Here is a 24969-nt window from a genome sequence, read left to right as displayed (position 1 = left end):
GGCGCGCGTAGTAGCTTGAGGGCAGAACAGACCCGCACCACCCGTGCGACGAACCGTCCCGAAAGGTCCCGTGGAGCAGGTGTCCCAGCAGCAGAGCCCGCCGGCGAAGCGGCCCACCATCGCCGACATCGCCAGGATCGTCGGCGTGTCCAAGGTCTCCGTCTCCAACGCCTTGAACGGTCAACCGGGTGTCTCGGACGCGACCCGCGCCAGGATCGCCGCCGTCGCGGAGGAGCTCGGATTCGTCCGCAACAGCGCCGCCCGCGCCCTCAGCGGCGCCAAGTCCGCCGCCGTCGGCCTCGCCCTGTGCCGACCCGCCCGGATGCTCGGCACCGAGCCGTTCTTCATGGAACTGATCGGCGGGATCGAGAACGTCCTCTCCGACGCCTCCTACTCCCTCGCGCTCCAGGTCGTCTCCGACCACGAGCGCGGCCTGGAGGCCTACCGCCGGTGGTGGGGCGAACGCCACATCGACGGCGCGATCCTCGTCGACCTGCGCGAGAACGACGCCCGGATCCCGGCCATGGAGGAGATGGGCCTGCCCACCGTGGTCATCGGCCACCCCTCCGGCTCGGGCCGGCTGACCCCCGTCTGGTCGGACGACGCCGCCGCCGTCCGCGAGACGATGGAGTACCTGGCCGCCCTCGGCCACCGCCGGATCGCACGGATCGCCGGCCTCACCGGCCTGGTCCACACCGCCATCCGTGACCGCGCCTACGACGCCGCCTGCGCCGACCTCGGCCTCGAATCCCTCCCGGTCGCGCACACCGACTACACCGGGGAGGAGGGCGCCCGCGCCACCCGCCGGCTGCTCCTCTCCCCCACCCGTCCCACCGCGATCCTCTACGACAACGACATCACCGCCGTCGCCGGACTCTCGGTCGCCCAGGAACTCGGTCTCTCCGTCCCCCGCGACCTCTCCCTGGTCGCCTGGGACGACTCGCCGCTCGTCCAGGTCGTCCGGCCCCCGCTGACCGCCCTCACCCGCGACATCCACGCCTACGGTGCCAACGCCGCCCGGACCCTGCTCGCACTCGTCGAAGGGCGCCCGGTCGACGGCTACCAGGACCGGGCGCCGCAGCTCACCCCCCGCGGATCCACCGCGGCACCGGCCGCCGCGGGCTGACGGCCCGCCGGTCCCAGCCGGGCGATCCGGACGGTCCCCCGACTGCCGGACGGCCCCCGGCTACCGGCCCGGCGCCGGCCCCGTGGTGCCGCGTGGCACCAGCACGGGCGTGCCCGCGGGACGGGAATCGGCACGGCCCGTGTCGATCAGTTCCAACAGACAGCGGGCCACCTCCTCACCCACGGCGAAGGGGTCGTGGCTGAGGGCGGACAGCTGCGGGCGGGTGATCCGGCAGAGGTCCGAGTCGTCCCAGGCGACCAGCGAGACGTCCCGGGGGACGGAGAGCCCCAGCTCCTCGGCCACCGCGATGCCCGCGACCGCCGTCAGGTCGTTGTCGTAGACGATGGCGGTGGGGCGGTCCGCGGCGGTGAGCAGGGTCCGGGTGGCCCGGGCACCGGCCTGGGCCGAGAGGTCGGTGGGGAGGATGCGCGCGGTGACGTCGGGGAGGGCCGCGACCGTGGCGGTGAAGGCCTCGGAGCGCAGCAGCGTGCGCCCGAGGGTCTCGGGGCCGGCGACGCGGGCGATCCGGCGGTGGCCGAGCAGGGCGAGGTAGCGGACGGCCTCGGCGACGGCGGTGGCGTCGTCGGTCCAGACCGCGGGGAACGGGCCGGACAGCGCCGGCTGGCTGACCGCCACGACCGGCATGCCGAGCCGGTGGAGCGGGTCGAGCCGGGGGTCGTCCGCGACGACCCCGACCAGCACCGAGCCGTTGACCCGGCCCGACTGCCACCACTGCCGGTAGAGCGCGATCTCCGCGTCCCGGTCCGGGGCGGTGTGGAGCAGCAGCGAGCAGGGCCGCTCGGCCAGCACCTGCTCGATGCCGCCGATCAGTGCCATCTGGACCTGGTCGAGCCCGGCAGCGGCCGCACCGCGGGTGAGGGCCATGCCGATGGTGTGGACCCGGTCGCCCTGGGCGAGGGAACGGGCCGCGAGGTTCGGCGACCAGCCGAGTTCGCGCGCCGCGTCGACGATCCGCTGCCGGGTCGCCTCGGAGACGCCCGGCCGGTCGTTGAGGGCGAGCGAGACCGCCCCGGCGGACACGCCGGCCCGCGCGGCCACGTCCCGGATCGTCACCCGACGCTGCATCCTCCGCCTCACTCCCGTCCGGGCCACCGCGGCCACCTGCTGGTCCCCATCCTGTCAGGTGTCCGCGGCCGTGCGGGCACCCGCTCCCGCCGCCGCGCGGCATCCGCCGACCGCGCCCCGGGGCGACTCCGGACGGCGCCGCGGCTGCCGCGAGACGGGCGTCAGCGCCCCGGCGGGACCTCGCCGGAACCGCGCGGGATCAGCACGGTGGGGATCTCCAGCCGGGCCGGGGCGGCGGCGTCGCCGCCCAGGCGGTCGAACAGGCGCCGGGCGGCGAGTGCGCCGAGCGCCGTGGGGTCCTGGGCCACCACGGTGAGGGCGGGGGTGAGCAGGTCCGCGAGTTCCAGGTCGTCGAAGCCGACCACCGCGGGGCGGCCCGCGGCGGGAAGGTGGTGCAGCGCGGCGAGGGTGACCCGGTTGTTGGCGGTGAACAGGGCGGTGACGGCCTCGGGGCCGGTGGTGAGGCGACGGACAGCGGCGGCGACCCGGGCCCGGTCGGTGGTCCCGCAGTCGATCCAGCGTTCGTCGACCGGCAGCCCGGCCTCGGCCATCGCCTCCCGGTAGCCGCGGGCGCGCTCGGCAGCGGTGTGGATGCCCGGCTGGTCGCCGATGAAGCCGATCCGGCGGTGTCCGTGGGCGATCAGGTGGGCGGTGCCCTGGCGTGCCCCGCCCGCGTTGTCGCTGAGCACGGCGTCCGCGTCGATGTCGCTGCCGGGCCGGTCGAGGAAGACCACGGGTGTGCCCGACTCGACCTCGGGCAGCAGGTAGCGGTGGTCGTCCCCGGCCGGGACGACAATCAGCCCGTCCACCCGGCGGGCGCAGAAGGCGAGCGCCAACTCCCTTTCACGGTCGGGGTCCTCACCACTGGAGCCGGTGAAGAGCAGGCATCCCTCGGCCGCCGCGACCTGCTCGACGGCCCGTGACAGCGCGGAGGAGAACGGGTCACTGATGTCCTCCAGCAGGAGCGCGACACTCGCCGTCCGGCCGGTCCGCAGCAGCCGCGCGCTGTCGTTGCGCCGGAACCCGAGCTCCGTGATCGCCGCCTGCACCCGCGCGGCCATCTCGGGGGTGACCCCGCTCTCGCCGTTGACCACCCGGGAGACGGTCTTCAGCCCGACGCCGGCGGCTGCCGCCACGTCCTTCATGGTCGGGCGGGCACCGGCGCGCTGGTTTCCGGAAGGGGTGCTGGTCATGGCAGGAAGGATAGTGCGACGACGCCTTCCGCCGCCCGGGACGGCGGTCACCGGGCGGCGGAGGCCGATCGACGACGGTGTGTCGGATCAGGCCGACATCGCCTTGGCGTGGGCGGCGAACAGCTGGGCGGTGGTGCGGGTCGGGTTGGCCGGGTCGTTGTTCCACATGACGCTGTGCCCGTCGTAGTCGGGGTAGAAGGACCCGTCGTCGACCCGGGAGGTGAGCAGCCAGAACTGGTCGCCGGCGCCGCCGCCGGTACGGACGGCCTCGGTCCACGCCGCGTAGGCGCGGTCGCGGGCGGCGGTGTCGGGGATGTCGCGCCCGGCGTCGATCTGCAGGCCGAACTCCTCGACGACCACCGGCTTGCCGAGGGCGCGGCCGTCCGCGAGGTGGTCCGTGATCCAGCGGGTGCCCCAGTCGGTGGCGTCGGTTCCGGGCTTGCCGCCGCTGGTCTCGCCCCAGTTCTGCGGGTAGACGTGCACGGTGCCGTAGTCGACGGCCGGCAGCGCGGTGAGCTTCAGCCAGTCGTTGCCCTCGTAGTCCGAGTACGGGTAGTCGCTGTGGCCGGCCCGGCCGTAGAAGCCCTCGTCGCCGACGGCGAGCAGCTGGCGGGGGGCCAGCGACTTGACGTACGCGCTCATCTCGCGGGCCCAACCGAGCAGGTTCGCACCGGACTTGTCGCTGCGGCAGCGCGGCTCGTTGGCGAGTTCCCAGGCCATGACGGTCGGGTCGGCGTCGTACCGCAGGCCGGTGTAGCGGTTGCGGCGCTGGATCACGTGCTTGGCCCAGGCCCGGTAGGCCTTCCGGCAGTTGGCGTCGGTGTAGAAGCGGTCGTGGTTGGTGCCGTCGCCGTAGGAGTCGTCGGGGAGACCGAGGAACCAGGAGACGTACTGCTGCATGCCGCCGTAGTCGGGCCAGTTGTTGACCAGTGGAAGGACCAGGCGCAGGCCGAGCAGGCCGGCCTTGTGGACGGTGTAGTCGAGGCTGTCGAAGGCCGCCTCGTCGTAGCTGAACGGCTTCGGCTGCAGGGCGCGGTAGGAGCGGCCGTCGCCGTCGGCGAAGGCCCAGGCGCGGACCACCGTCAGGCCCATCGCGGCGGCGTCGTCCAGAACCGCGTCGATCATGTAGTGGGACTGCTGGTGGAGGTAGTAGCAGTTGGTGCCGCCGAAGCGGAACTTCGATCCGCCGATCCGCAGTTCGCCGCCCCTGGCGGTGACGAACGGGCGGTTCCCGCCGTTCCCGCGGGCCTGGCCTTCCGGGATCCCGGACTCGGCGTCCCGGTCGGCGGCGAACGCGGTGCTGCCGAGCAGCGGGGTGGAGGCGAGGCCGAGGGCGGCCGCGCCCAGCAGGGTGCGGCGGCTGGTGGTGCGGGGTCGGTCGTTCACGTGCGTCCTCCGGACAAGGGGTGGGGTGGTGCCTGGGGGTCGTGAAGTCTGGGGCGGCGCGCGGTTCAGCGGGCCTCGGGGACTTTCGCGCGGAACACGGTGGCGTCTCCGGCCAGCCGGAGCGGGGCCGCGCAGGCCGGCAGGTACGCGGATTCGCCGGGGCCGAGCGCCGGGCCACCGTCGATCCGCGCGATGCCGCGCACGCACAACAGGATCTGCGGACCGTCGTCGGCGATCTCCGCGGGCGGGCCTAGCTCGATCCGGGAGAGGCTGAACTCCTCGGCGGGCGTCCGGAACTCGAGCTCACCGGGGCCGATCGGGACGGCCGGCGCGAACTGCGGGACGGTGGGCCGGAAGTCGACCACCGCGGCGAGCGCCGCGGTGTCGACGTGCTTGGGCGTGAGCCCGCACCGCAGCACGTTGTCCGAGTTGGCCATGATCTCGACCCCGAGACCGCGCAGGTAGGCGTGCGGGACGCCGGCGTCGAGGTAGAGAGCCTGTCCGGCGACCAGTCGGACGTGGTTGAGCAGCATCGCGGCGAGGATCCCCGGGTCGCCCGGGTAGTCGCGGGCGGCATCCCGGTAGACGGCCCAGGTGGGCGCGTCCGCGCCGTCGCCCGAGGCCAGCCGGACGAGTACGGGCGGCAGTTCGGCGGCAGCCCGTTCTCCCCGCGCACGCTCCCCCGCGAGTGCCGAGGTCAGGACTGAGCGCAGGGCCTGCTCGGCCGGCTCCTCGCGAAGCACCTCGATCCACGGATCCAGTACCGGCAGCGCCAGCCGCGCCCAGAGCCCGGCGGTCTCCCGCGGGTCGCGGAATCCGCAGAGGGCGTCGAACTCGCCCAGTGCGCAGATCAGTTCGGGCTTGTGGCTGCGGTCGCGGTAGATCCGGTGCGGGGCGTCCAGCGGGATGCCTGCGGCGTCCTCGGCGGCGTACCCCGCCGCGGCCTGCCCGGCCGTCGGGTGGACCTGCACGGAGAGCGCGTGCTCGGCCGCCAGCACCTTCAGCAGGAAGGGCAGCCGGGGTCCGAAGCGCCCGGCCACCCGCGGTCCGACCTCGCGCTGCGGATCCCGGGCGATGACGCTGTCGAGCGTCTCGCCGCCGTGGCCGCGGTCGATCCGGGAGGGCGCGCCGGGGTGGGCACCCATCCAGAGTTCGGCCTCGGGTTCACCGGTGGGCCGACGGCCCGTCAGTTCCGCCAGAGCGGTGGTCGAGCCCCAGGCGTAGGGGCGGACGGTGGTGGCGAGCAGGTCGGCGGTCATGCGGCGCTCCGGAGGGACGGGCCCCGGCCCGGCCCCGAACTTCCTTACCCTCAAAAGAAGTCGGGGACGGGCCGGGAGTCTTGGAAAGGTGGATCAGTGGGTCGGCGGGGCACTGCTGCCACGCGGCACCAGGACGGGAGTGGGGGCCGGCCCGGTGGGCGCTCCGCGGTGCTCGACGACGTCGAACAGGGTGCGGGCGACCTGGGCGCCGTACCCGTGGACGTCGTGGCTCATCGCGGACAGCGCGGGGTGGGTGAGCCGGCACAACTGGGAGTCGTCCCAGGCGATCAGCGACAGGTCGCCGGGTACCTGGAGGCCGAACTCGGCGGCCACCGAGATCCCGGCCACGGCCATGATGTCGTTGTCGTAGATGATCGCGGTCGGGCGCTCGGCGGAGGCCAGCAGCATCCGCGTGGCCCGGGCGCCGGCCTGACCGGAGAAGTCGGTCGGGACACTGCGCGGCGGTTCCAGCCCGAGCTGCTCGGCGACGGCGGCGAGGGCCCGGGTGCGGATCGCGGTGTGACCGAGGTCCGGGTCGCCGCCGACCCGGGCGATCCGGCGGTGGCCGAGCATCGCCAGGTAGCGGACGGCGTCCTCGACGGCGGCGGAGTCGTCGGTCCACACCGCAGGCAGCTCATCGCCGACCAGTCCGGGGTGTCCGGCGGCGACGGCGGGCATGCCGAGCGCGCGGAGCGCGGGGATCCGCGGATCGGCCTCGGTGAGGTCGACCAGGACGGAGCCGCTGACCCGACGAGTGCGCCACCAGGTGCGGTGCACGGAGATCTCCTGCTCGCGGTCGCGCACCAGGCGCAGCAGCAGGGTCGCCGAGCGTTCCTCCAGCACGCTCTCGATGCCGGAGATGAACTCCATGTAGAAGGGCTCCAGGCCGAGTTGGCGGGCCGGCCGGGTGATGACGAGTCCGACCGTCTCGCTGCCCGGGGCGAGTCGGGCCAGGCTCCGGGCCGCCTGGCTCGGGACCCAGCCCAGGTCGGCGGCGGCGGCCCGGATGCGTTCCCTGGTGGGGCCGGACACCCCGGGCCGGTCGTTGAGGGCCAGCGACACGGCCCCGGCGGAGACACCGGCGAGAGCGGCGACGTCGCGGATGGTGACGCGTCCGTTCATCACCCCGCCTCCTTCGCGGTGCCGGCCGCCGCCGGCCGGTCCGGCGGCGGCACCGCGGCGCAGGTGCGGTGCGGCCGCCGGACCGGCTCCTCCGGCGGTCCGCTCACTTGCTCGATCCGGCGGCGAAGCCGGCGTAGATCAGACGCTGCAGGGCGAGGAAGACCACCAGGGTCGGCAGGATGACCAGGATCGTGCCGGCCGAGATGATCTCCCAGTTCACGCCGAACGGCCCCTGGAAGCGGAACAGCGAGGTGGAGATGGTGCCGAGGTCGCTGGACGGCATGTAGAGGAAGGGGATGAAGAAGTCGTTGTAGACGGTCACACCCTTGACGATCACCACGGTGGCGATGGCGGGCTTCAGCATCGGCAGGATGATCCGCCAGTAGACGGTGAAGGTGTTGGCGCCGTCGAGCCGGGCCGCCTCGTCCAGCGAGATCGGGATGGAGCGGATGAACTGCAGGAAGATGTAGATCGAGATGATGTCGGTGCCGAGGTACAGCAGGATCGGCGCCCAGCGGGTGTTGAACGCGCCCAGGTCGTTGACGATCTGGAAGGTCGCGACCTGGGTGGTGACGCTGGGCACCAGGCTGGCGAGCAGGAACAGCGCCATCACGAGCTTCTTCAGCCGGAACTCGAACCGGTCGATGGCGTAGGCGGTCATCGAGCCGATGACGACCGTGCCGGTCACCGAGATCAGCAGGATGAACGAGGTGTTGAGGAAGGCGGGCAGCATCTTGCCCTGGGTGAAGGCGATCCGGAAGTTCTCGAGGTTGAGCCAGTTGCCCGGCAGGTCGAGCGGCCCGGTGTTGAGCGCCTCCGAGCGGGTCTTGAGCGAGGTGAGGAGGATCACGACCAGCGGGACCAGCACGACGGCGGAGGCCAGGACCAGCGACAGGTACTTGGCTCCGCTCGCGGCGGCCGAGCGGGCGTGGATCCTCCGCCCGGTGCGCGGGGGCTTCACGGGGGTGGCGGGGGCGGTGGTCACGAGAGTTCAACCCTCTCCTCCGGCACCAGACGGCGCTGGATCCAGGTGACGAGCAGGATCATGGCCAGCAGCACCACGGCGCTGGCCGAGGCCAGGCCGAACTTGTCGAACTTGAAGGCCATGTTGATGCTCTGGATGACGAAGGTCTGCGAGCCGTTGGCGCCGCCGGTCATGATGTACGGGATCTCGAACACCGCCAGCGAGCCCGAGACCGCGAGGATCGCGCTGAGGCTGATCACCGGTTTGATGCTGGGCGCGATGATGTGCCGGAACTGCTGCCAGCGATTGGCGCCGTCCAGCGCGGCGGCCTCGTACAGGTGCGGCGGGATGGACTGGACAGCGCCGAGGAACAGCACCAGGTTGAGACCGGTGTAGCGCCAGACCGACACGCCGGCCAGCGACTTGTTGACCAGGTCGGGGTCACCCGTCCAGAGGAACTTGCCGTGGATGCCCACGAGTTCGAGCAGCGAGTCGAGCGTTCCGTGGGGCTGGAAGAAGTACAGGAAGACGAAGCCGATCGCGACGCCGTTGATCAGGTAGGGGAAGAACAGGATGCCCTTGAACAGGTTCCGGAACTTCGTGTTGAAGCTGAGCACGGTGGCGAAGTACAGGGCCAGACAGATCTGCACCACGGCGGCGAGCAGGTAGACACCGCTGACCAGGAACACCTTGAACAGCTCGGGCCGGGTGAACAGGTCGGTGTAGTTCTTGAGCCCGACGTTGTTCTTCTCCGGGCTGATGCCGTCCCAGTCGCTGAAGCTGTAGCCGATCATGTCGCCGATCGGCAGGTAGGTGAACGTCACCAGCAGCACGAGCGGTACCAGCAGGTACAGCCACGGGGTGAACCACCAGTGCCGGCGGACGCCCTTGCGCCGGGAGGCGCGGCGGCGGGTGGTCGGGGCCGACGCGCCGGTCGCGGCGTCGGTCGCCCTCGCCCCGCCTGTCGCGGCGGTCTGCGCGGGGGGCGTTCCGGTGCCCCGGTCCCTCTGCAGTGCAGTCATCTTCGTTCCTTCGTAGGTCCTGGCACCCGGTGAGCGGCGCGGCCCGGCGCTCTCGCCGTCAGGGCCGGGCACGGGTCGCGCCGCTCGGTCGGGTCGGTCAGCCGACCGTCTTCTGCGACGCGGACCACTTCTTGTTCAGCTCGGCGAAGTAGCTGTTCTGGTCGCCGGCGGCGGCGCCGCGCGCGATGTCGACCAGCTTCTGCCGGTAGTCCGGTGCGTCCAGGTTGATCTCCGCACCCTTGTCGATCTTCTTGACCGTGGCCAGCTTCTCCTGGTTCTGGCCGATCATCTGCACCCCCTTCTCGGTGAAGGGCTTGAGCGCGCCGGGGAGTTCGGTGCCCTTGACGGAGGAGATGCCCTGCTCGTTCTGGGCGGCACCGGACTTGTTGATGAACCAGTCGACCCAGGCGCGGGCCGCCTCCTGGTTCTTGGAGTGCTTGTTGATCGCGTACTTGTAGTCCGGCTGCAGGACGGTGCACGGCTTGCCACTGGTCGACGGGAACGGCATGTAGCCGATGTCGTCCGGGCTCGCACCGGCCTTGGTGGCGGCGTCGCGCATCTGCGAGATGGACCACGAGCCCAGGTACATCGACCCGATCTTGCCGGTGGCCAGCAGGCTCTTCGAGTTGTCCCAGTTGGTGGTGGTCGGGTCGTCCTCGGTGAGCTTCTCGTGGACGGCCGAGTACAGCAGGCTGTCGATGGTGAATATGTCGTTGCCGCCGGTCCACGGGGTGGCGGTGGAGGCCATCGCGTCCTTGGCGGCGGGGTTGCAGCTCGGCGAGCCGATCGCGTCGGTCCACTGCCGCAGCGGCCAGCCGTCGTGGTAGTTGGTGTAGTACGGGGTCGCCTGGCCCTTGGCCTTGATGGCCTTCAGGTCGGTGACGAACTCCTCGGGGGTCTTCGGCCACTCGGTGACGCCGGCGTCCGCCCAGACCTTCTTGTTGTAGACGAAACCGGTCACGGTGCCGTAGTTGGCGATGCCGTAGACCTTGCCGCCGACCGTCGAGTAGTCGGTCCACTGGTACTGCTTCGACAGCTCGGCCGCGTCGCCCAACGGCGAGAAGAAGTTCGGGAACTGGGCGATCGACAGGTCCGAGGGGATCGGCAGCACGTCACCGTAGTTCTCGGTGTTCATGCGGATCTTGACTTCGCCCTCGTAGTCCTTCATCCCCTCGAACTTCACCTTGACGTTCGGGTAGATCTTGGTGAACGCGGCGGCGTACTTGTCGAGGGTGCCGTCGCCCAGCTGATCCGTACGGTTCGTCAGGACCGTGATGGTGCCGGACACCTTGCTCGCGTCCGAGTTGACCGTCTGGGCGGAGGAAGCGCTGCCGCCGCCACTGCTACACGCCGTGAGCACCACCATGGTCGCGGCCGCAACGGCCACCCATCCTCTGCGCATCTCGCTCATCCTTCGCGCTGATCGTCTTGTGACACGGGGGAGAGACAGCCACCGGGGTGCAATCGGCCTCCCTGGCTGCTGGACGCTTAACGTAGACGTCACATCCCGGCCATGTCCATAGAGCGGTCAACATTGATATCCACGAGATTTGTTACTCGCAAAGCCCTTATTTACTAAAACTTTGCCTAACGAGTAAGTGGATCAGGTTCGTTATCGGACCGCGACCGAGACTCGCTGGACAACGTTGTCAGAGGGGGTCAGAATCGGCGGGAAGGACCGGCAGCGCCCAGCCCAGGCACCGTGGCGCTCCCCTGCTACACCCGCGGAGACGTCACAATGAGTTACGACATGGCCGGTACCGACCTCGCCGCCGGACCCCCGTGGTCAGCACCCGGCGGGGCCGCTCACAGGCCGCTGCTGGCGGCCCTCGACATCGGCGGCACCAAGATCGCGGGCGCCCTGGTCGGCACCGACGGTTCGCTGCTGCACCAGCTCCAGGTGCCCACTCCCGCCGACGGCGACCGGCACGAGCTGATGGCCGCCGTCGACCACGTCCTCGACGACCTCGCCCGGCTTCCCGAGTGGCAGGGCGTCCGGGCCCTCGGCATCGGCAGCGCCGGCCCGGTCGACATCGCCGCCGGCACCGTCAGCCCGGTCAACCTGCCCGGCTGGCGTGACTTCCCGCTGCGCTCCGAGGCCGCCGAGCACCCCGCCGTCCACGGTCTGCCCGTGGTCCTCGGCGGCGACGCGGTCGCGATGGCCGCCGCCGAACACTGGCGGGGCGCCGCCCGCCCGTACCGCAACGCCCTCTGCCTGGTGGTCTCGACCGGCGTCGGTGCCGGGCTCGTCCTCGACGGCCGCCTGCGCACCGGCACCACGGGCAACGCCGGACACCTCGGGCACATCAGCGTCGACCTCGACGGCCGGCCGTGCCCCTGCGGCTCCCGCGGCTGCGTCGAGGGGATCGCCTCCGGCACCGCCATCGCCCGCACGGCCGACGAACTCGGCTGGCGGCCGGGCCGCGGCGGCGATGCCACGGCGGGTGCCGTCGCCGCCGCGGCCCGGGCCGGCGACCCGCTCGCCCTCACCGCTTTCGACCTCGCCGCCCGAGCCCTGGCAGCCGGCATCGCCGCCACCGCCACCCTGGTCGAACTCGACGCCGCGGTCGTCGGCGGCGGCGTCGCCAAGGCCGGGCCCGTCCTCTTCGAGCCGCTGGCCCGGCACCTCGCCTCCTACACCGCGCTGTCCTTCACCCGCGGCCTGCGCCTGCTCCCGGCCGAGCTCGGCACCAACGCCGGCCTGGTCGGCGCCGCCGCCTTCGCCCGCACCGCGCTGCCCGCCCACCGCTGACCGCCCACCGCTGACCGCCCACCGCCGAGGGCGCTGCCGCCGACCGTCGGCCGGAACCGGCGCGACCGCTGCCCGGACGGCCGTCGCCCCCGTACGTTCCGCGGTGGACGCCGACAGGCGGGACGACGACAGGCGGGACGACGGCGGGCGGGACGACGGCGGGCGGCGGCAGACAGGGGCGAGCGTGCGGGAAGGCATCATCCGCAATCCGGTGCTGCCCGGGTCGCATCCGGATCCGTCGATCCTGCAGGTGGGTGACGACCACTACGTGGCGGCGTCCACGTTCGAGTGGTTTCCGGGAGTTCGGCTGCACCACTCCACCGACCCGGTCGACTGGCGTCCGCTGGGCGGCGCTCACCGACGCGGCTGCTGGACCTGACCGGCTGCCCGGACTCGGCCGGGGTCCGGGCGCCCAACCTGTCCTACGCGGACGGGCTGTTCCACCTGCTCTTCTCCAACGTCTCCAGCTGCACGGGCGGTTTCACCGACTGCCCGAACTTCCTGGTCACCGCGCCGGCGATCGACGGCCCGTGGTCGGATCCGGTGCCGCTGCACGCGCGCGGTTTCGACACCTCGCTGTTCCACGACGGCGCGGACAGCCGGCTGCTCAACCTGGTGCACGACTGGCGTCCGGGGTACGGGGGTTCGGCCGGGCTGGAGGCGACCCGGTACGACCGGGCGGCCCGCCGGCTGGTCGGGGGGCCGAGGCCGCTGGCGCTGCCGCCGCGGGCGGGCTGGACCGAGGGCCCGAACCTGTACCGCCGGGGCCCCTGGTACTACCTGCTGACGGCGGACGGCGGCACCGGCTGGGAACACCGGGTGACCGTCGCCCGCTCGCGCGCCCTCACCGGCCCGCACGAACGCGACCCGCGCGGCCCGCTGGTCACCGCCCGCGACCGTCCCGGCCTGCCGTTGCAGAAGGCCGGCCACGGCAGCCTGACGGAGGCCGCGGACGGCCGCTGGTGGCTGGCGTACCTGGTCGCCCGCCCGCTCGGCCGGTGCGGTCCGTGCGTCCTCGGCCGGGAGACGGCGCTCGCGCCGGTCGAGTGGACGGCCGACGGCCGGCTCCGCGTCCCCACCGGCCTGCCCGCCGTGGCGGTCCACCTCGCCACGCCGCCAGTCGCAGCACCGCACGTACCGGCGCCGCCCTCGGTCGACGTGCCGCCGCCGACACGCCCGCGCCGACAGGCCGCCCCGACCCGCCCCCGCAGCAGCCGGACTCGGACGACTTCGACCGCCCGGTGCTCGGCCCGGCATGGTCCACGCTGCGCCGCCCCGCCGGCGCGGACTGGCTCAGCCTCACCGAGCGGCCCGGCCGTCTGCGGGTGCGCGGCGGCCGCTCCCCGCAGAGCCTGGTCGGTCCGAGCCTGGTGGCCCGCCGGATGACCGCGCCGCGCTGCTCGTTCACGGCGGAGGTGGAGTTCCGGCCGCGGTCGTTCCAGCAGTCGGCGGGCGTCACCGCGTACTACACCACGCTCAACTGGTATTTCCTGCACGTCACCGCGGGCGACGCCGGCCGGCGCGTGCTGCGGCTCGTGAGCAGCGACCGCGGGGTGGTCCGGTTCGAGGAGGCGGCCGACGCGGTCCTCGCGGAAGGCGCCGCGCCGCGGCTCGGTGTGGACGTGGACTGCGGTGAACTGCGGTTCCGCCACCGGGCGGACGCGGCGTGGCGCCCGTTCGGCCCGGTGCTCGGCGCGACGGTGCTGTCGGACGAGCACGCGGAGCACGTGGAGCACGGCGTGATCCGCGAGACGGGCTCCACCGGCGCCTCCGTCGGCCCGTGGGTCCGGGACCTGACCGGCGGGTCGGGGAGTGTCTCCCACCTCTTCCCCGAATGATGATCCCAAGTCGTATCAACACCAAGGTTCACCTGATCGAGTACATGGCGAGGCGCATCGCTCTGATGGAGCATCAGATCGTTTAGCGTTCTCTGCGGAGCCGGGATCAACTCCGGACCCTCACAAAGCCTTTTCACCCCCTCCTCTCACCCCGGTGTCACGCCATGCTGCCCTGACGCCGGCCGTTCCCGAAGGAGTGCACTGCCCGATGTCCGTGGAGACGAGCCCGGAGGCGCAGGCGGCGCAGCCGGCGCAGACCAGCCTTGCGACTGCTGCTGCCCGCAACCTGGCGACGACGACCAAGTCGGCGCCGCAGATGCAGGAGATCACCTCGCGGTGGCTGCTGCGGATGCTGCCGTGGGTGCAGACCTCCGGTGGTACCTACCGGGTCAACCGGCGGCTGGTGTACACCGTGGGTGACGGCCGGATCGAGTTCGTGCAGACCGGCGCGCAGGTGCGGGTGATCCCGCAGGAGCTGGGCGAGCTGGCGCTGCTGCGCGGCTTCGAGGACGTCGAGGTGCTGACCGCGATCGCGGACCGGTGCGTGCAGCGGGACTTCCGCGCCGGCGAGGTCCTGGTCGAGCGCGGCGCCCCGGCGGCCGAGATCCACCTGATCGCGCACGGCCGGATCAACCAGGTCGGCACCGGCAAGTACGGTGACGACGCGGTCGTCGGCGTCCTGGCGGACGGTGACCGGTTCGGCGAGAACGCCCTGTTGGACGAGGACGCCACCTGGGACTACACCGCCACCGCGAAGACCAACGGCACCCTGCTCACCCTCACCCGCGCCGACTTCGCCCGGATCGTCACGCTGTCGCCGGCGCTCCAGGCGCACCTGGCGGAGTTCTCCTCGCTGCCCCTGCAGCGGCAGAACGAGCTCGGCGAGGCCGAGATCGCGATGTCGTCGGGCCACACCGGTGAGGTCGAACTCCCCAGCGCCTTCGTGGACTACGAGCTCAACCCGCGCGAGTACGAGCTGTCGATCGCGCAGACCGTGCTGCGCGTCCACACCCGCGTCGCGGACCTGTACAACCACCCGATGAACCAGGTCGAGCAGCAGCTCAAGCTCACCGTCGAGGCGCTCCGCGAGCGCCAGGAGCACGAGCTGATCAACAACCGCGAGTTCGGCCTGCTCCACAACGCCGCGTTCGACCAGCGCATCCAGACCCACTCCGGCCCGCCCACCCCGGACGACCTGGACGAGCTCCTCTCGCGCCGCCGCGACAGCGAGTTCTTCCTGGCCCACCCCAAGGCCATCGCGGCGATCGGCCGCGAGTTCAACTCCCGTGGCCTGTACCCGGACCACGTCGACCTGCATGGGCACAAGATCCCCGCCTGGCGCGGCATCCCGATCCTGCCCTGCAACAAGATCCCGATCAACGCCGACAACACCAGCTCGATCCTGGTGATGCGGACCGGTGAGGACAACCAGGGCGTCATCGGCCTGCACCAGACCGGCATCCCGGACGAGTTCCAGCCGAGCCTGTCGGTGCGCTTCATGGGCATCGACGAGAAGGCGATCATCAACTACCTCGTCACCGCCTACTACTCGGCCGCCATCCTGGTCCCCGACGCCGTCGGCGTCCTGGAGAACGTCGAGATCGCCCACGGCCGCAGCTGACGGCCCGTCCGGGGGTTTCCCCGCGCCACGTGATCCGCGACCGGTCGTACGCCGCACGGCAGTCGGCGGGCGGCCGGTCGTGGACGCGCCGTGTCCGCGCGCGGCCGGAAGGCGGCGGTGCGCGGGCACGCGCCTGACGAACGACGTTGACGGACCACTGCGGACAGAGGCGGTACGGCGATGAGCGCCACCAACCTGGAACAGATCCTCCGCGGCCCGCGCGGCCTGGGCACCGCGGGCCTGTACCTGACGCCCGGCACACCGGCCGCACCCACCACGCCCCAGGACCTCGAACAGCCCGCCGACGGGGCGACCGGGGCGGCCGAGCTGCCGGCCGGGCCGACGGTCCCCGCGCCGACCGGGCCCACCGCCGCGCTGCTCGCGCACGCGGTCCCCGCGCCGGCCCCTGCCCCTGCGAGCGGGAAGCCGAAGCTCGGCGACCCGATCCCGGGCCTGTACTACCACCCGGTGCCGGAGCCGGACGCGCTGCGGGTGGCCGAGGTCGGCCGCCGGATCAAGGAGTGGGCGCTGGAGGAGGTGGAGCTCTACCCGCCGGAGTGGGAGGACCAGTTCGACGGCTTCTCGATCGGCAAGTACATGGTGGCGTGCCACCCGGACGCTCCCACCATCGACCACCTGATGATCGCCACCCGGCTGATGGCGGCCGAGAACGCGGTGGACGACTGCTACTGCGAGGACCACGGCGGTTCGCCGATCGGCCTCGGCGGCCGGCTGCTGATGGCGCACACCGCGCTGGACCCGGTGCACACCACGGCCGAGTACCAGGCGCCGTGGGAGGCGTCGCTGTCCGCCGACCCGCCGCGCCGGGCGTACCGGTCGGCGATGGAGTACTTCAACCGGGCGGCCACCCCGTCCCAGGCGGACCGTTTCCGCCACGACATGGCCCGGCTGCACCTCGGCTACCTCGCCGAGGCGGCGTGGGCGGAGACGGACCACGTCCCGGAGGTCTGGGAGTACCTGGCGATGCGCCAGTTCAACAACTTCCGGCCGTGTCCGACCATCACCGACACGGTCGGCGGCTACGAGCTGCCGATCGACCTGCACGCCCAGCCGGCGATGCAGCGGGTGATCGGCCTCGCCTCCAACGCGACCACGATCGTCAACGACCTCTACTCGTACACCAAGGAACTCGCCTCCCCCGGGCGGCACATGAACCTGCCGGTGGTGATCGCCGAGCGCGAGGGCTGCTCCGAGCGCGAGGCGTACCTGAAGGCGATCGAGGTCCACAACGACCTGATGCGCGCGTTCGAGGCGGAGGCCGCCCAACTGGCCGCCGCCACTCCCCTCCCGGTGGTGCTGCGCTTCCTGCGCGGCGTGGCGACCTGGGTGGACGGCAACCACTACTGGCACCAGACCAACACGTTCCGCTACAGCCTGCCCGACTTCTGGTAACCCGAAGTCGTCCCGTATCCCAAGGAGCCCGTTTTAATGACCATGACCGACCTCTCCGCCGCTGCCATCCCCGGTCCGGCCACCCCGTACCAGGGCGACATCGCCCGGTACTGGGACCACGAGGCCCGGCCCGTCAACCTTCGCCTCGGCGACGTCGACGGTCTGTACCACCACCACTACGGCATCGGCGAGGTCGACCACGCGTCCCTCGGCGACCCGGAGGACAGCGAGCACGAGAAGAAGGTCGTCGCCGAGCTGCACCGACTGGAGTCCGCCCAGGCCGAGGTGCTGCTGGACCACCTGGGTCCGATCGGCCGCGACGACACCCTGCTGGACGCCGGCTGCGGCCGCGGCGGCTCCTCGGTGATGGCGCACCAGCGCTTCGGCTGCAAGGTCGAGGGTGTCACCCTCTCCGCCAAGCAGGCCGAGTTCGGCAACCGGCGGGCGCGCGAGCTGGGCATCGACGGCTCGGTCCGCGCGCAGGTCTGCAACATGCTGGACACCCCCTTCGAGAAGGGGCAGATGGCGGCGTCGTGGAACAACGAGTCGAGCATGTACGTCGACCTGGACGACCTGTTCGCCGAGCACTCCCGCCTGCTGCGGGTGGGCGGGCGCTACGTCACCATCACCGGCTGCTGGAACCCGAAGTACGGGCAGCCCTCGAAGTGGGTGTCGCAGATCAACGCGCACTTCGAGTGCAACATCCACTCCCGCCGCGAGTACCTGCGCGCGATGGCCGACAACCGCCTGGTGCCGCAGGCCGTCATCGACCTGACCCCGGACACCCTCCCGTACTGGGAGCTGCGGGCGACCTCCTCGCTGGTCACCGGCATCGAGGAGGCGTTCCTGGAGTCCTACAAGGACGGCTCGTTCCAGTACGTGCTGATCGCGGCCGACCGGGTCTGACCGACCCCCGCCGAGCCGGCCTCCCGGGACGCCGCCCGGGAGGCCTTCAGCCGTCCTCCGGCAGATCCTCCTCGTCCTCGTCCCGGTCCTCGTCCCGGTCCTCGTCCCGGGCGTCGTCGAGCGGGCGGCGCCGGACCGCGGCCGCGACCAGCGCGGCGATCACCAGCAGCGGTCCGAGCACGGCGGCGCTGATCTCGTCCCAGCCGCCCTGGTGGGCGAGTCGGACGCTCATGCGCCCGCCAGCAGGGCGATCCCGGCGGTGGTGTAGCCGATCATCACGGCCAGCATCGGGTACTGCCCGGTCCGCGCGTACCGGCGCGGCATCAGCGCCACCGACCGGTCGTGCGCGGCGATCACGCCCACCAGGTGGCCGGCCACGATCGCGCCGACCTGGACCAGCGCGATGCCGCCGGCGGGCAGCAGCAGGTAGTCGATCCGCCGGCCGGCCAGTCCGAACGGGTCCCAGCCGCGTCCCAGCGGGTCACCCGCCAGCAGCATCCCAACCTGCCCCTGGAACAGCGCGAACGAGAAGTAGTGCGCCACCGTGTAGCCGAGCATCACGGGCACCAGCGTGTGCCCGAACTCCGCGTACGGGCCAGTCGATCGACGCAGGTACGGCAGGCTGAGCCGGACCGCGAGCAGGTACGTCAGCGCCACCGCGCCGACCGAGCCCGCGAGCCCGGCGGTGCCCAGCAGCAGGTACGCGGCCCGGCCGGTGCCCTGGACGGCGTCGGACCACAGGGGGGTGCGGCTGAGGCCGTCGAAGGCGGTGGAGCCGAGCAGCAGCACCACCGCGCGGGTGGTCGCGCCGCTCCGCGGCAGCCCGGCGAGGCCGTCGAGCGGGTTGCGCAGCACGGGAGTTCCGTCGGCGCGCCGGCCGAGCGGCGAGACGGCGCCGATCAGCGCGGTGTACGCGCCGAACGCCTCGGCGCGCTCGAACCACGCCGGGCCGTACCGGGCGCCGGCGAGGACCTGGACCAGCGCGTAGCCGGTGACGAACACCGCCACGGCCCGCGGCGAGGCGGAGTGGTCGTACACCAGCTCCAGCCAGAGGAAGGCCGAGAGCCCGGCGAGCGCGGGCCGGTTCGAGACCCGCTCCGGCAGCGGACGGCGCGGCAGGGCCCGCCCCGCCAGGGCGGCGAGCGGGCGCAGCGGGTCGAGCCGGCGCCAGGCCCCCGCGCCCAGCAGCAGGGTGAGCGGTACCAGGCCGACCCAGAACCAGACGTACCACCAGGTCGGTGCCGGGTTGCGGGCCGGGTCGTCGGGCCCGGCCCAGGCGGCGGCGAGCAGCGCGGTGAGCAGGGCGCCGCCGAGCAGCCGGCCGGCGGTGCGGGTCGCCCGGTGGTCGAGGGTGCGGACCACGCCCGGTGGCAGCGGGCGTCCGGCGTCCGGTCGGCCGAGCCGGGGGGGTGCTCCAGAACGCGCCGAGCACCAGGAAGGACGCCAGCAGCGCGAGGGCCGCCCCGCCGACCGCGAGCCAGAGCGGCAGCGGCAGGTCGGAGCGGCCGCCGAGGCCGTGGGCGAGCGTGGTCACCGGACCTCGAAGCGCAGCAGGCTCAGGTGCGCCTCCTCCAGCTCGACCTCGAACCGGCCGGGGATGTCTGCGGTGAACCGGATCGTCACCGGCCGGCCGGGGGCGGCGTCGCCGTGCAGGTCGTAGCCGTGGACGTGCACCTCGTCGCTGACGTCGGCCTCCACGGTGAGCACCACGGCCCGGCCGAGCGGCACCACGGGCCGCCCGGCCGGGCCGCTGACCTGCCCGCCGCTCACCCGCACCCGCAGCTCCACGTCGGTCGGGGACGCCGCCGGGGCGGCCGTCGCGCCGGCCGGCGAGGGCCCGTCCGCCGCCCCCGTTCCGTTCGACGCCGGGGCGGCAGCGGACGGAGGCGCCGGGGTTGCGGGCGGGGCCGCCGGGGCGGCGGTGCCGCATCCGGTGGCGAGCAGCAGCGCGGTGAGCGCTCCGGCAGTGCCGACGGCGGCGGTGCGGGCGGGGGTCCTGGGCATGGTGGCGGACGGGTCCTTCGGTGTCAGGCGGTACGGGCCGCGGGGCCGGTTCGGGCGGCGGCGGGCCGGGAGGCCCGGGCGAGCACCAGCACGGTGGTACCCAGCATCAGGGCGAAGACCACGGCGACCGCCAGGTAGCCGGTGGTCCAGGCCCAGCCGGGCACGTCCAGCCGGGTCTCGCGCTGGAGGATGCTCTGCTCACGGACGAACGGCCGGACGGCGCCGTCCTCGGCGGGCACGGCGGCGGCCGGGATGGCCGGGTCCGCGGGCAGGTAGACCGGGACGGCGACCAGGTCGCCGGTGCCGCGGTGCAGCCGGATCAGCGTCTTCCACTTGGCGCCGCCGGCCCGGACGGGCTTCTCGGTCCGGTACAGGCCGTCGCCGATGCGCTGCAGGTCCTGCCGTTCGATGGCGCCGCCCTGCCAGGAGAAGACGCTGAACCACACGGCGCCTTCGGCGAGTCCGGCGGGCTCGACGCGGACGGTGAGGTTCACCTCGCGGTCCGCGGGGTCACCGGTCGCCGGCCCGGCGTCGGTGAGGGAGAGCGCGGCGGTGCCGTGCGTGTCGGCGGTCGGCGGGATCACCCAGGCGCAGGCGGCGAGCACTGCGGCGAGGCCGAGCGCGGCCGCCGTCCGGCCGGGTGTGCTGCGGGCGGGTTCCGGGTCCGCGCCGGGGGCGACGGTGTCCAGCCGTCCGGCGAGCCACACCCCGGCGAGCGCTCCGGCGGCGCCGACGGCCGCGCACAGCGGTACGGCGGTGGCGAGCAGGCCGGCCGGCCAGGCGAGCGGCATGCCGATCCGGGTCCACCCGGCCTCGACGAGCACCCCGACGGTGCCGATCAGCAGGCCGGACACCAGGGCGAAGCGGGTCCGGCGCGCCGTGCCCAGGGTCAGGGCCACCGCCTCGACCAGCAGGGCGGAGCCGAGCACCAGCGGGATGTGCGGCACGCTGGTGTCCAGCAGCCGGTCGATCCCGCCGATGGTCAGCCGCAGCACGAAGTACACCGCCCAGACCAGCAGCAGGCTGCCGCGGAACAGCCGGGCGCGGGCGGCCGGCAGGGCGATCGCGGCGAAGGCGGTGAGCAGCACCGGGTCGGCGAGCAGCGGGAACTGCGGCCCGCCGAGGTCGAACTCCATCAGGTAGGCGGAGAGGCAGAGCACCACCCAGGCGGCGGTGCCCAGTTCGTAGCCGACCAGGAAGCCCTTCCGTCCGACGACCTGCTGCGCCTCCGCGCACAGCAGCCAGGAGCCGAAGAGCGCGAACAGCGCGCCGCCGAGCAGCAGCACGTGGGTCGGGCCCCACAGGGTGACGTCCTGGCCGAACATCCGGTGCCAGACGTCGTCCATCGGGAAGGCGACGAAGCCGAAGAGTCCGCCGATCAGGATCAGCGCGGCCCCGTACGGGACCCTCCAGCCGCGCCCGATCCGCAGCGGCCGCCGGGGCAGCGGGCGGCGGGCCAGGGCGATGGCGAAGCCGCCGGTGGCGACCATGCCGAGCAGGCCGAAGAAGATGAAGTAGTGGGCCGGGTTGGCCAGCGGGCCCTCGTCGCGGCCGAAGTCGTAGTGGTACGGGACGTCCCAGTAGACGCCGATGCCGGCGAGCACGATCGACTGCAGGTGCAGCGGCCCGGTGAGCGCGGCCCAGCGCGGCACGTCGGTGAGCGCGGCCAGCCGGTCGGCCAGCTTGCCGACCGGGGTGGCGCGGCCGAGGGCCTCGCGCCACACGACGTGGGCGACCGCGGCGAAGACCAGCATCGTCACGCCGAAGACGACCAGGATCTGGGTGAACGGGGCGCCGCCGGCCGGTGCGGGGCCGGCGGCGGCCAGCAGGTGCCGCATGGTCAGGCGCTCCCGTCCGTCGCGGCGCCGACGGCGCTGCCGCCCGCACCGGCCGCTCCGCCCGCGCCGACCGGCCGCAGCCGGTCGGCGGCGGTCGCGGCGAGCCGGGGTTCGAGGCGCGCGACCTCGCGCGGGCCGAGCCGCCCGAGCACGCCGGGGACCGCGCCGCGGACGGCCTGCATGCCGCGCAGCCACCACTGGGCGTAGACGTGCGGGGAGCGCCGCGCGATGCCGGCGACGATCCGCTCGACGGCCGGCTCCAGCGGGTAGGTCTTGTTGGCGGGCCACGGCAGCCGGGCCCGCATCTCGCGCAGCACCTCGTCCCGGTCGGCGCCGCGGACCATGTCGGTGTCGGTCCAACTGAGGTACCCGACGCCGACCTTGACGCCCTTGTGGCCCGTCTCGGCGCGCAGCGCGTGGGCGAACGACTCGACGCCGGCCTTGGAGGCGCAGTAGGCGGTCATCAGCGGGGCGGGGGTGAGCGCGGCGAGCGAGGCGACCTGCAGCAGGTAGCCGCCGCTGTCGATCAGGGCGGGCAGGAAGGCCCGTGCGGTGGCGACGGAGCCGAGCAGGTTGACCTCGATCACCCGGCTGAACATCCGGTGGTCGGCGTCCAGCAGCGGGCCGCCGAGGGCGATGCCGGCGTTGGCCACGACGGTGTCGATCCGGCCGTAGTGCGCGCGGATCGCGTCGGCGACGGCGGCGAGCGTCTCCAGGTCGGTGACGTCGGCCTCCCAGCTGGTGGCGTCGGGCCCGCAGGTCCTGGCGACGGTGGCGAGTTCGTCCGGCTCCAGGCCGACCAGGGCGACCTTGGCGCCGCGGGCGGCGAGGCGCTGGGCGAGCAGTGCGCCGACGCCGCGGGCGGCTCCGGTGACGACGGCGACCTGGTCGGACAGCGGCGGGGTGCGGGTCATCGGGCGGCTCTCCCCTGCTCGGACCGCGGCCGGGTGGGGGCGGCGGCGGTGGGACGGTGGGGTGCGGTGAGGTGGTCCGCCACCAGGCGGCGGATCTCGGCGGCGACGGCGTCGGGGCTCTCCACCGGCGACATGTGGCCGATCGAGGGGAGTTCGACCAGGCGCTCGGGTCGCGGCAGCGCGGCGTGCAGGCGGTGGGCGTGCGGGGGCGGGGTCATCCGGTCGCGGGTGCCGTAGAGCACGCTGGTGGGGACGTCCAACTTCGGTACGTTGCGGTCGAGTTCGAGGCCGGCCAGGACCCGGCCCCAGTGCGAGCGGGGCACCCGGGCGGTGCCGTGCACGATCCGCGCGCACTGCTCGACCTCAGCCGGCGCGGCGCCCGGACCCATGACCGCGTACTTGACCAGGGCACGGCTGGCGGCGTTGACCGGGCCGAGCGGCAGCGCGGCCGTGAGCAGCGCCCGGTGCGCGGCGCGCCGCGCGGCGCGGCCCGGCACCGGCAGGACGCGGGCCTCGGCGGCCAGGTTGCCGCTGCCGGTGGAGGCGAGCAGCAGGGCCGCGGCCTTCTCGCGCAGTTCGGGCCGGTCGGCGGCGGCCATCAGCGTCATGCCGCCCATGCTGTGTCCGGCGATCACGGCCCGCTGTCCGGCCGGCACGGTGGCGCCGAGCACGGTCACCAGGTCGTCGGCGAGGGCGTCGGTGGAGCAGCCGGCGGCGCTGGGCGCGGCCTCGCTGCGGCCGTGGCCGCGCTGGTCGTACGCGACCACGCGGTGGTCCTGGGCGAGCCGCTGGACGACCGGCGCCCAGAACCCGGTCGAGCAGGCCCAGCCGTGTACCAGGACGACCGTCGGCGCGTCCTGCGGTCCGGAAGTCTCGACGTGCAGCCGCGTCCCGGCGGCGCTGCGCAGCTGGGTGGTGCTCATGCGCCGACCTCCTGGGCTCGGGCCTCGGCCTGGGCGGGCACCGCGGCGGGGTGCGGCACCAGCTCGTACTCGGCGGGGTCGATCCGGCGGGTGGCGCGGCGGAAGTGGCCGGTGGTGCCGGGCCAGACGGTGGTGTTGCGGCCCTGGGCGTCCTGGTACCAGCTGGTGCAGCCGCCGGTCTCCCAGACGGTGGTGCGCATCCGGCGCTGGACGTCCTCGGTCCAGCTGCGCTGGGCGTCGGGCGTGGGGTGCAGGGCGGCCGCGCCGAGCCCGTCCAGGCGTGTCAACGCGTCGATGATGTAGTTCAGTTGGGACTCGATCATGAGGATCATCGAGCTGTTGCCGAGACCGGTGTTGGGGCCGATCACCAGGAACAGGTTGGGGAAGCCGTGCACGGTGGTGCCGCGCAGCGCCGTCATGCCGTCCTTCCACTCCTCGGCGAGGCTGCGCCCGGCGGCGCCGGTGATCCGGCTTCCGATCGGCATGTCGGTGACGTGGAAGCCGGTGCCGAAGACGATCGCGTCGACCTCGTGCTCGGTGCCGTCGGTGGCCACCAGGGTGGAGCCGCGCACCTCGCGCAGTCCGGCCGCGACCACCTCGGTGTTGGCGGCGGCGAGCGCCGGGTAGTAGTCGTTGCTGATCAGGATCCGCTTGCAGCCGATCCGGTAGTCCGGGGTCAGCTTCGTCTTCAGGGCAGGGTCCTTGACGGACCGTCCGATGTGCCACTCGGCGATCTGCTGGACGGCGGCGAGCAGGCGGGGCCGGCGGACGAAGGCGTCGACCTGGAGCTCGCGGACGCCGAACAGGATCCCGCGGCGCAGCGTCCGGGTGAAGGGCAGCGCCCGGTGCAGGGCCCGTTCGACGGCCGGGATCCGCCGGTCGGCGCGCGGCAGGACCCAGGCGGGGGTGCGCTGGAAGACGGTGAGCTTCCCGACCTCCGGCTGGATGTTGGGGACGATCTGGATCGCCGAGGCGCCGGTGCCGACCACGGCGACCCGCTTGCCGGCGAGGTCGTAGTCGTGGTCCCAGCGGGAGGAGTGGAAGACCTTGCCGGGGAAGGCGTCGAGGCCGGGCAGGGCGGGGATCTGCGGGTCGGCGAGCGGGCCGGTCGCCGAGACCAGCGCCTCCGCGGTCCACCGCCCGGCGGCGGTGGTGATCTGCCAGCGGGCCGTGGCGTTGTCCCAACGGGCTTCCGTCACCTCGGCGTTGAAGCGCAGGTGCGGGCGGAGGCCGAAGTCGGTGGCGACCTTCTCCAGGTAGGCGCGGATGTGCGGCTGGCCGGAGAAGCTGCGCGGCCAGTCGGGGTTGGGTGCGAAGGAGAAGGAGTACAGGTGGGAGGGGACGTCGCAGGCGCAGCCGGGGTAGCTGTTGTCGCGCCAGGTGCCGCCGACGGCGTCGGCGCGCTCCAGGATCACGAAGTCGGTGATGCCCGCCCGGCGCAGCCGGACGCCGGCGCCGAGGCCGCCGAAGCCGGAGCCGATGACGGCGACCTTCACGTGCGGGACCGCGGGCGCGGGGGGTGCGGATGGCATGGGTCTCCTCCGAGGAGGGCCGAGGGTGGGGGATTGGCGCCGGAGGTGCGGCGTGGTCGGAGGTTAGCCC

At 73.2% G+C, this 24969-nt stretch carries 21 protein-coding genes and 2 pseudogenes; 8 read left to right on the top strand and 15 right to left on the bottom strand.

Translation table 11 applies throughout. From position 1 onward, the window contains the following. The first annotated feature begins 79 nt into the window (after window positions 1-79). Window positions 80-1126 carry a LacI family DNA-binding transcriptional regulator gene (locus ABEB06_RS32235; protein ID WP_345700438.1) on the top strand — a complete coding sequence of 349 codons (1047 nt, stop codon included), beginning with the start codon at window positions 80-82 and terminating at the stop codon, window positions 1124-1126. A 60-nt stretch (window positions 1127-1186) separates the two neighbouring features. Here the strand turns inward: ABEB06_RS32235 and ABEB06_RS32230 are convergent, their stop codons facing one another. The 8 genes from ABEB06_RS32230 to ABEB06_RS32195 form a co-directional block, all read right to left on the bottom strand. Further along, window positions 1187-2212: a LacI family DNA-binding transcriptional regulator gene (locus tag ABEB06_RS32230; protein WP_345700437.1), complete on the bottom strand. Its 1026-nt coding sequence runs from the start codon at window positions 2210-2212 to the stop codon at window positions 1187-1189. Between the two features lie 161 nt (window positions 2213-2373). Next, the gene (locus ABEB06_RS32225; protein ID WP_345700436.1) at window positions 2374-3405 is read right to left on the bottom strand and encodes a LacI family DNA-binding transcriptional regulator; all 1032 of its coding nucleotides are present in this window, start codon (window positions 3403-3405) and stop codon (window positions 2374-2376) included. 87 nt (window positions 3406-3492) lie between these two features. Next, entirely contained in the window at window positions 3493-4791 is a 1299-nt protein-coding gene (locus ABEB06_RS32220) for a glycoside hydrolase 5 family protein (protein WP_345700435.1), read from the bottom strand. A gap of 65 nt (window positions 4792-4856) precedes the next feature. Next, complete coding sequence (gene manA / locus ABEB06_RS32215) at window positions 4857-6050, bottom strand: mannose-6-phosphate isomerase, class I (protein ID WP_345700434.1); 1194 nt, start codon at window positions 6048-6050, stop codon at window positions 4857-4859. Window positions 6051-6143: 93 nt separating this feature from the next. Beyond that, a complete protein-coding gene (locus ABEB06_RS32210; RefSeq protein ID WP_345700433.1) occupies window positions 6144-7172 on the bottom strand; it encodes a LacI family DNA-binding transcriptional regulator in 1029 nt (342 codons plus the stop codon). Window positions 7173-7275: 103 nt separating this feature from the next. Then, window positions 7276-8106, bottom strand: coding sequence for a carbohydrate ABC transporter permease (locus tag ABEB06_RS32205; RefSeq protein WP_345702060.1), 831 nt, complete (start codon window positions 8104-8106; stop codon window positions 7276-7278). Between the two features lie 47 nt (window positions 8107-8153). Next, entirely contained in the window at window positions 8154-9158 is a 1005-nt protein-coding gene (locus tag ABEB06_RS32200) for a carbohydrate ABC transporter permease (RefSeq protein ID WP_345700432.1), read from the bottom strand. Window positions 9159-9255: 97 nt separating this feature from the next. After that, window positions 9256-10560 carry an ABC transporter substrate-binding protein gene (locus tag ABEB06_RS32195; protein WP_345700431.1) on the bottom strand — a complete coding sequence of 435 codons (1305 nt, stop codon included), beginning with the start codon at window positions 10558-10560 and terminating at the stop codon, window positions 9256-9258. Window positions 10561-10908: 348 nt separating this feature from the next. Here ABEB06_RS32195 and ABEB06_RS32190 point away from each other — a divergent pair, with 348 nt between their 5' ends. The 7 genes and pseudogenes from ABEB06_RS32190 (at window position 10909) to ABEB06_RS32160 (ending at window position 17688) form a co-directional block, all read left to right on the top strand. Further along, on the top strand, window positions 10909-11910 hold the full coding sequence (locus ABEB06_RS32190; protein WP_425559818.1) for an ROK family protein: 1002 nt from the start codon (window positions 10909-10911) through the stop codon (window positions 11908-11910). 103 nt (window positions 11911-12013) lie between these two features. Beyond that, window positions 12014-12289 carry a family 43 glycosylhydrolase gene (locus ABEB06_RS32185; protein WP_345700429.1) on the top strand — a complete coding sequence of 92 codons (276 nt, stop codon included), beginning with the start codon at window positions 12014-12016 and terminating at the stop codon, window positions 12287-12289. Beyond that, a pseudogene (locus tag ABEB06_RS32180) lies at window positions 12199-12912 on the top strand (family 43 glycosylhydrolase); the annotation flags it as partial. The gene ABEB06_RS32185 and the pseudogene ABEB06_RS32180, both read left to right, overlap by 91 nt. After that, entirely contained in the window at window positions 12873-13748 is an 876-nt protein-coding gene (locus ABEB06_RS32175; RefSeq protein ID WP_345702059.1) for a beta-xylosidase family glycoside hydrolase, read from the top strand. The pseudogene ABEB06_RS32180 and the gene ABEB06_RS32175, both read left to right, overlap by 40 nt. Before the next feature lie 208 nt (window positions 13749-13956). Continuing rightward, window positions 13957-15369: a family 2B encapsulin nanocompartment shell protein gene (locus tag ABEB06_RS32170; RefSeq protein ID WP_345700428.1), complete on the top strand. Its 1413-nt coding sequence runs from the start codon at window positions 13957-13959 to the stop codon at window positions 15367-15369. Between the two features lie 184 nt (window positions 15370-15553). Next, a pseudogene (locus ABEB06_RS32165) lies at window positions 15554-16782 on the top strand (family 2 encapsulin nanocompartment cargo protein terpene cyclase); the annotation flags it as partial. 36 nt (window positions 16783-16818) lie between these two features. Continuing rightward, complete coding sequence (locus ABEB06_RS32160; RefSeq protein ID WP_345700426.1) at window positions 16819-17688, top strand: geranyl diphosphate 2-C-methyltransferase; 870 nt, start codon at window positions 16819-16821, stop codon at window positions 17686-17688. 46 nt (window positions 17689-17734) lie between these two features. Here ABEB06_RS32160 and ABEB06_RS32155 read toward each other — a convergent pair whose 3' ends face one another. The 7 genes from ABEB06_RS32155 to ABEB06_RS32125 all read right to left on the bottom strand — a co-directional run bounded on the left by ABEB06_RS32155 (window position 17735) and on the right by ABEB06_RS32125 (window position 24899). Further along, the gene (locus ABEB06_RS32155) at window positions 17735-17920 is read right to left on the bottom strand and encodes a hypothetical protein (RefSeq protein ID WP_345700425.1); all 186 of its coding nucleotides are present in this window, start codon (window positions 17918-17920) and stop codon (window positions 17735-17737) included. Beyond that, window positions 17917-19050 carry a hypothetical protein gene (locus tag ABEB06_RS32150; protein WP_345700424.1) on the bottom strand — a complete coding sequence of 378 codons (1134 nt, stop codon included), beginning with the start codon at window positions 19048-19050 and terminating at the stop codon, window positions 17917-17919. Before ABEB06_RS32150 ends, ABEB06_RS32155 begins: the two co-directional genes overlap by 4 nt. Window positions 19051-19218: 168 nt before the next feature. Continuing rightward, window positions 19219-19692, bottom strand: coding sequence for a cupredoxin domain-containing protein (locus ABEB06_RS32145; RefSeq protein WP_345700423.1), 474 nt, complete (start codon window positions 19690-19692; stop codon window positions 19219-19221). A gap of 23 nt (window positions 19693-19715) precedes the next feature. Then, window positions 19716-21530: a hypothetical protein gene (locus tag ABEB06_RS32140; protein WP_345700422.1), complete on the bottom strand. Its 1815-nt coding sequence runs from the start codon at window positions 21528-21530 to the stop codon at window positions 19716-19718. Between the two features lie 2 nt (window positions 21531-21532). After that, window positions 21533-22444, bottom strand: a complete 912-nt coding sequence (locus tag ABEB06_RS32135) for an SDR family oxidoreductase (protein WP_345700421.1) — start codon at window positions 22442-22444, stop codon at window positions 21533-21535. Continuing rightward, the gene (locus ABEB06_RS32130; RefSeq protein ID WP_345700420.1) at window positions 22441-23367 is read right to left on the bottom strand and encodes an alpha/beta fold hydrolase; all 927 of its coding nucleotides are present in this window, start codon (window positions 23365-23367) and stop codon (window positions 22441-22443) included. Before ABEB06_RS32130 ends, ABEB06_RS32135 begins: the two co-directional genes overlap by 4 nt. Next, window positions 23364-24899 (bottom strand): flavin-containing monooxygenase, encoded by a 1536-nt coding sequence (locus ABEB06_RS32125; protein ID WP_345700419.1) that lies wholly within the window; start codon window positions 24897-24899, stop codon window positions 23364-23366. The genes ABEB06_RS32130 and ABEB06_RS32125 overlap by 4 nt, the downstream gene beginning before the upstream one ends. Window positions 24900-24969: the final 70 nt, after the last annotated feature.

It is taken from the genome of Kitasatospora terrestris (genome assembly GCF_039542905.1).
GTDB lineage: Bacteria > Actinomycetota > Actinomycetes > Streptomycetales > Streptomycetaceae > Kitasatospora > Kitasatospora terrestris.
The sequence above is the reverse complement of the archived record's forward strand: the minus strand, read 5'-3'. Positions and strand labels throughout refer to the sequence as shown.

Excerpts from the sequence above, each read along its gene's own strand:
- ABEB06_RS32190 (WP_425559818.1), top strand. The coding sequence starts at position 10,909 with ATGGCCGGTACCGACCTCGCCGCCGGACCCCCGTGGTCAGCACCCGGC.
- ABEB06_RS32155 (WP_345700425.1), bottom strand. The coding sequence starts at position 17,920 with ATGAGCGTCCGACTCGCCCACCAGGGCGGCTGGGACGAGATCAGCGCC.
- ABEB06_RS32125 (WP_345700419.1), bottom strand. The coding sequence starts at position 24,899 with ATGCCATCCGCACCCCCCGCGCCCGCGGTCCCGCACGTGAAGGTCGCC.
- ABEB06_RS32170 (WP_345700428.1), top strand. The coding sequence starts at position 13,957 with ATGTCCGTGGAGACGAGCCCGGAGGCGCAGGCGGCGCAGCCGGCGCAG.
- ABEB06_RS32210 (WP_345700433.1), bottom strand. The coding sequence starts at position 7,172 with ATGAACGGACGCGTCACCATCCGCGACGTCGCCGCTCTCGCCGGTGTC.
- ABEB06_RS32230 (WP_345700437.1), bottom strand. The coding sequence starts at position 2,212 with ATGCAGCGTCGGGTGACGATCCGGGACGTGGCCGCGCGGGCCGGCGTG.
- ABEB06_RS32145 (WP_345700423.1), bottom strand. The coding sequence starts at position 19,692 with ATGCCCAGGACCCCCGCCCGCACCGCCGCCGTCGGCACTGCCGGAGCG.
- manA (WP_345700434.1), bottom strand. The coding sequence starts at position 6,050 with ATGACCGCCGACCTGCTCGCCACCACCGTCCGCCCCTACGCCTGGGGC.
- ABEB06_RS32195 (WP_345700431.1), bottom strand. The coding sequence starts at position 10,560 with ATGCGCAGAGGATGGGTGGCCGTTGCGGCCGCGACCATGGTGGTGCTC.
- ABEB06_RS32135 (WP_345700421.1), bottom strand. The coding sequence starts at position 22,444 with ATGACCCGCACCCCGCCGCTGTCCGACCAGGTCGCCGTCGTCACCGGA.
- ABEB06_RS32160 (WP_345700426.1), top strand. The coding sequence starts at position 16,819 with ATGACCATGACCGACCTCTCCGCCGCTGCCATCCCCGGTCCGGCCACC.
- ABEB06_RS32225 (WP_345700436.1), bottom strand. The coding sequence starts at position 3,405 with ATGACCAGCACCCCTTCCGGAAACCAGCGCGCCGGTGCCCGCCCGACC.
- ABEB06_RS32130 (WP_345700420.1), bottom strand. The coding sequence starts at position 23,367 with ATGAGCACCACCCAGCTGCGCAGCGCCGCCGGGACGCGGCTGCACGTC.
- ABEB06_RS32140 (WP_345700422.1), bottom strand. The coding sequence starts at position 21,530 with ATGCGGCACCTGCTGGCCGCCGCCGGCCCCGCACCGGCCGGCGGCGCC.
- ABEB06_RS32200 (WP_345700432.1), bottom strand. The coding sequence starts at position 9,158 with ATGACTGCACTGCAGAGGGACCGGGGCACCGGAACGCCCCCCGCGCAG.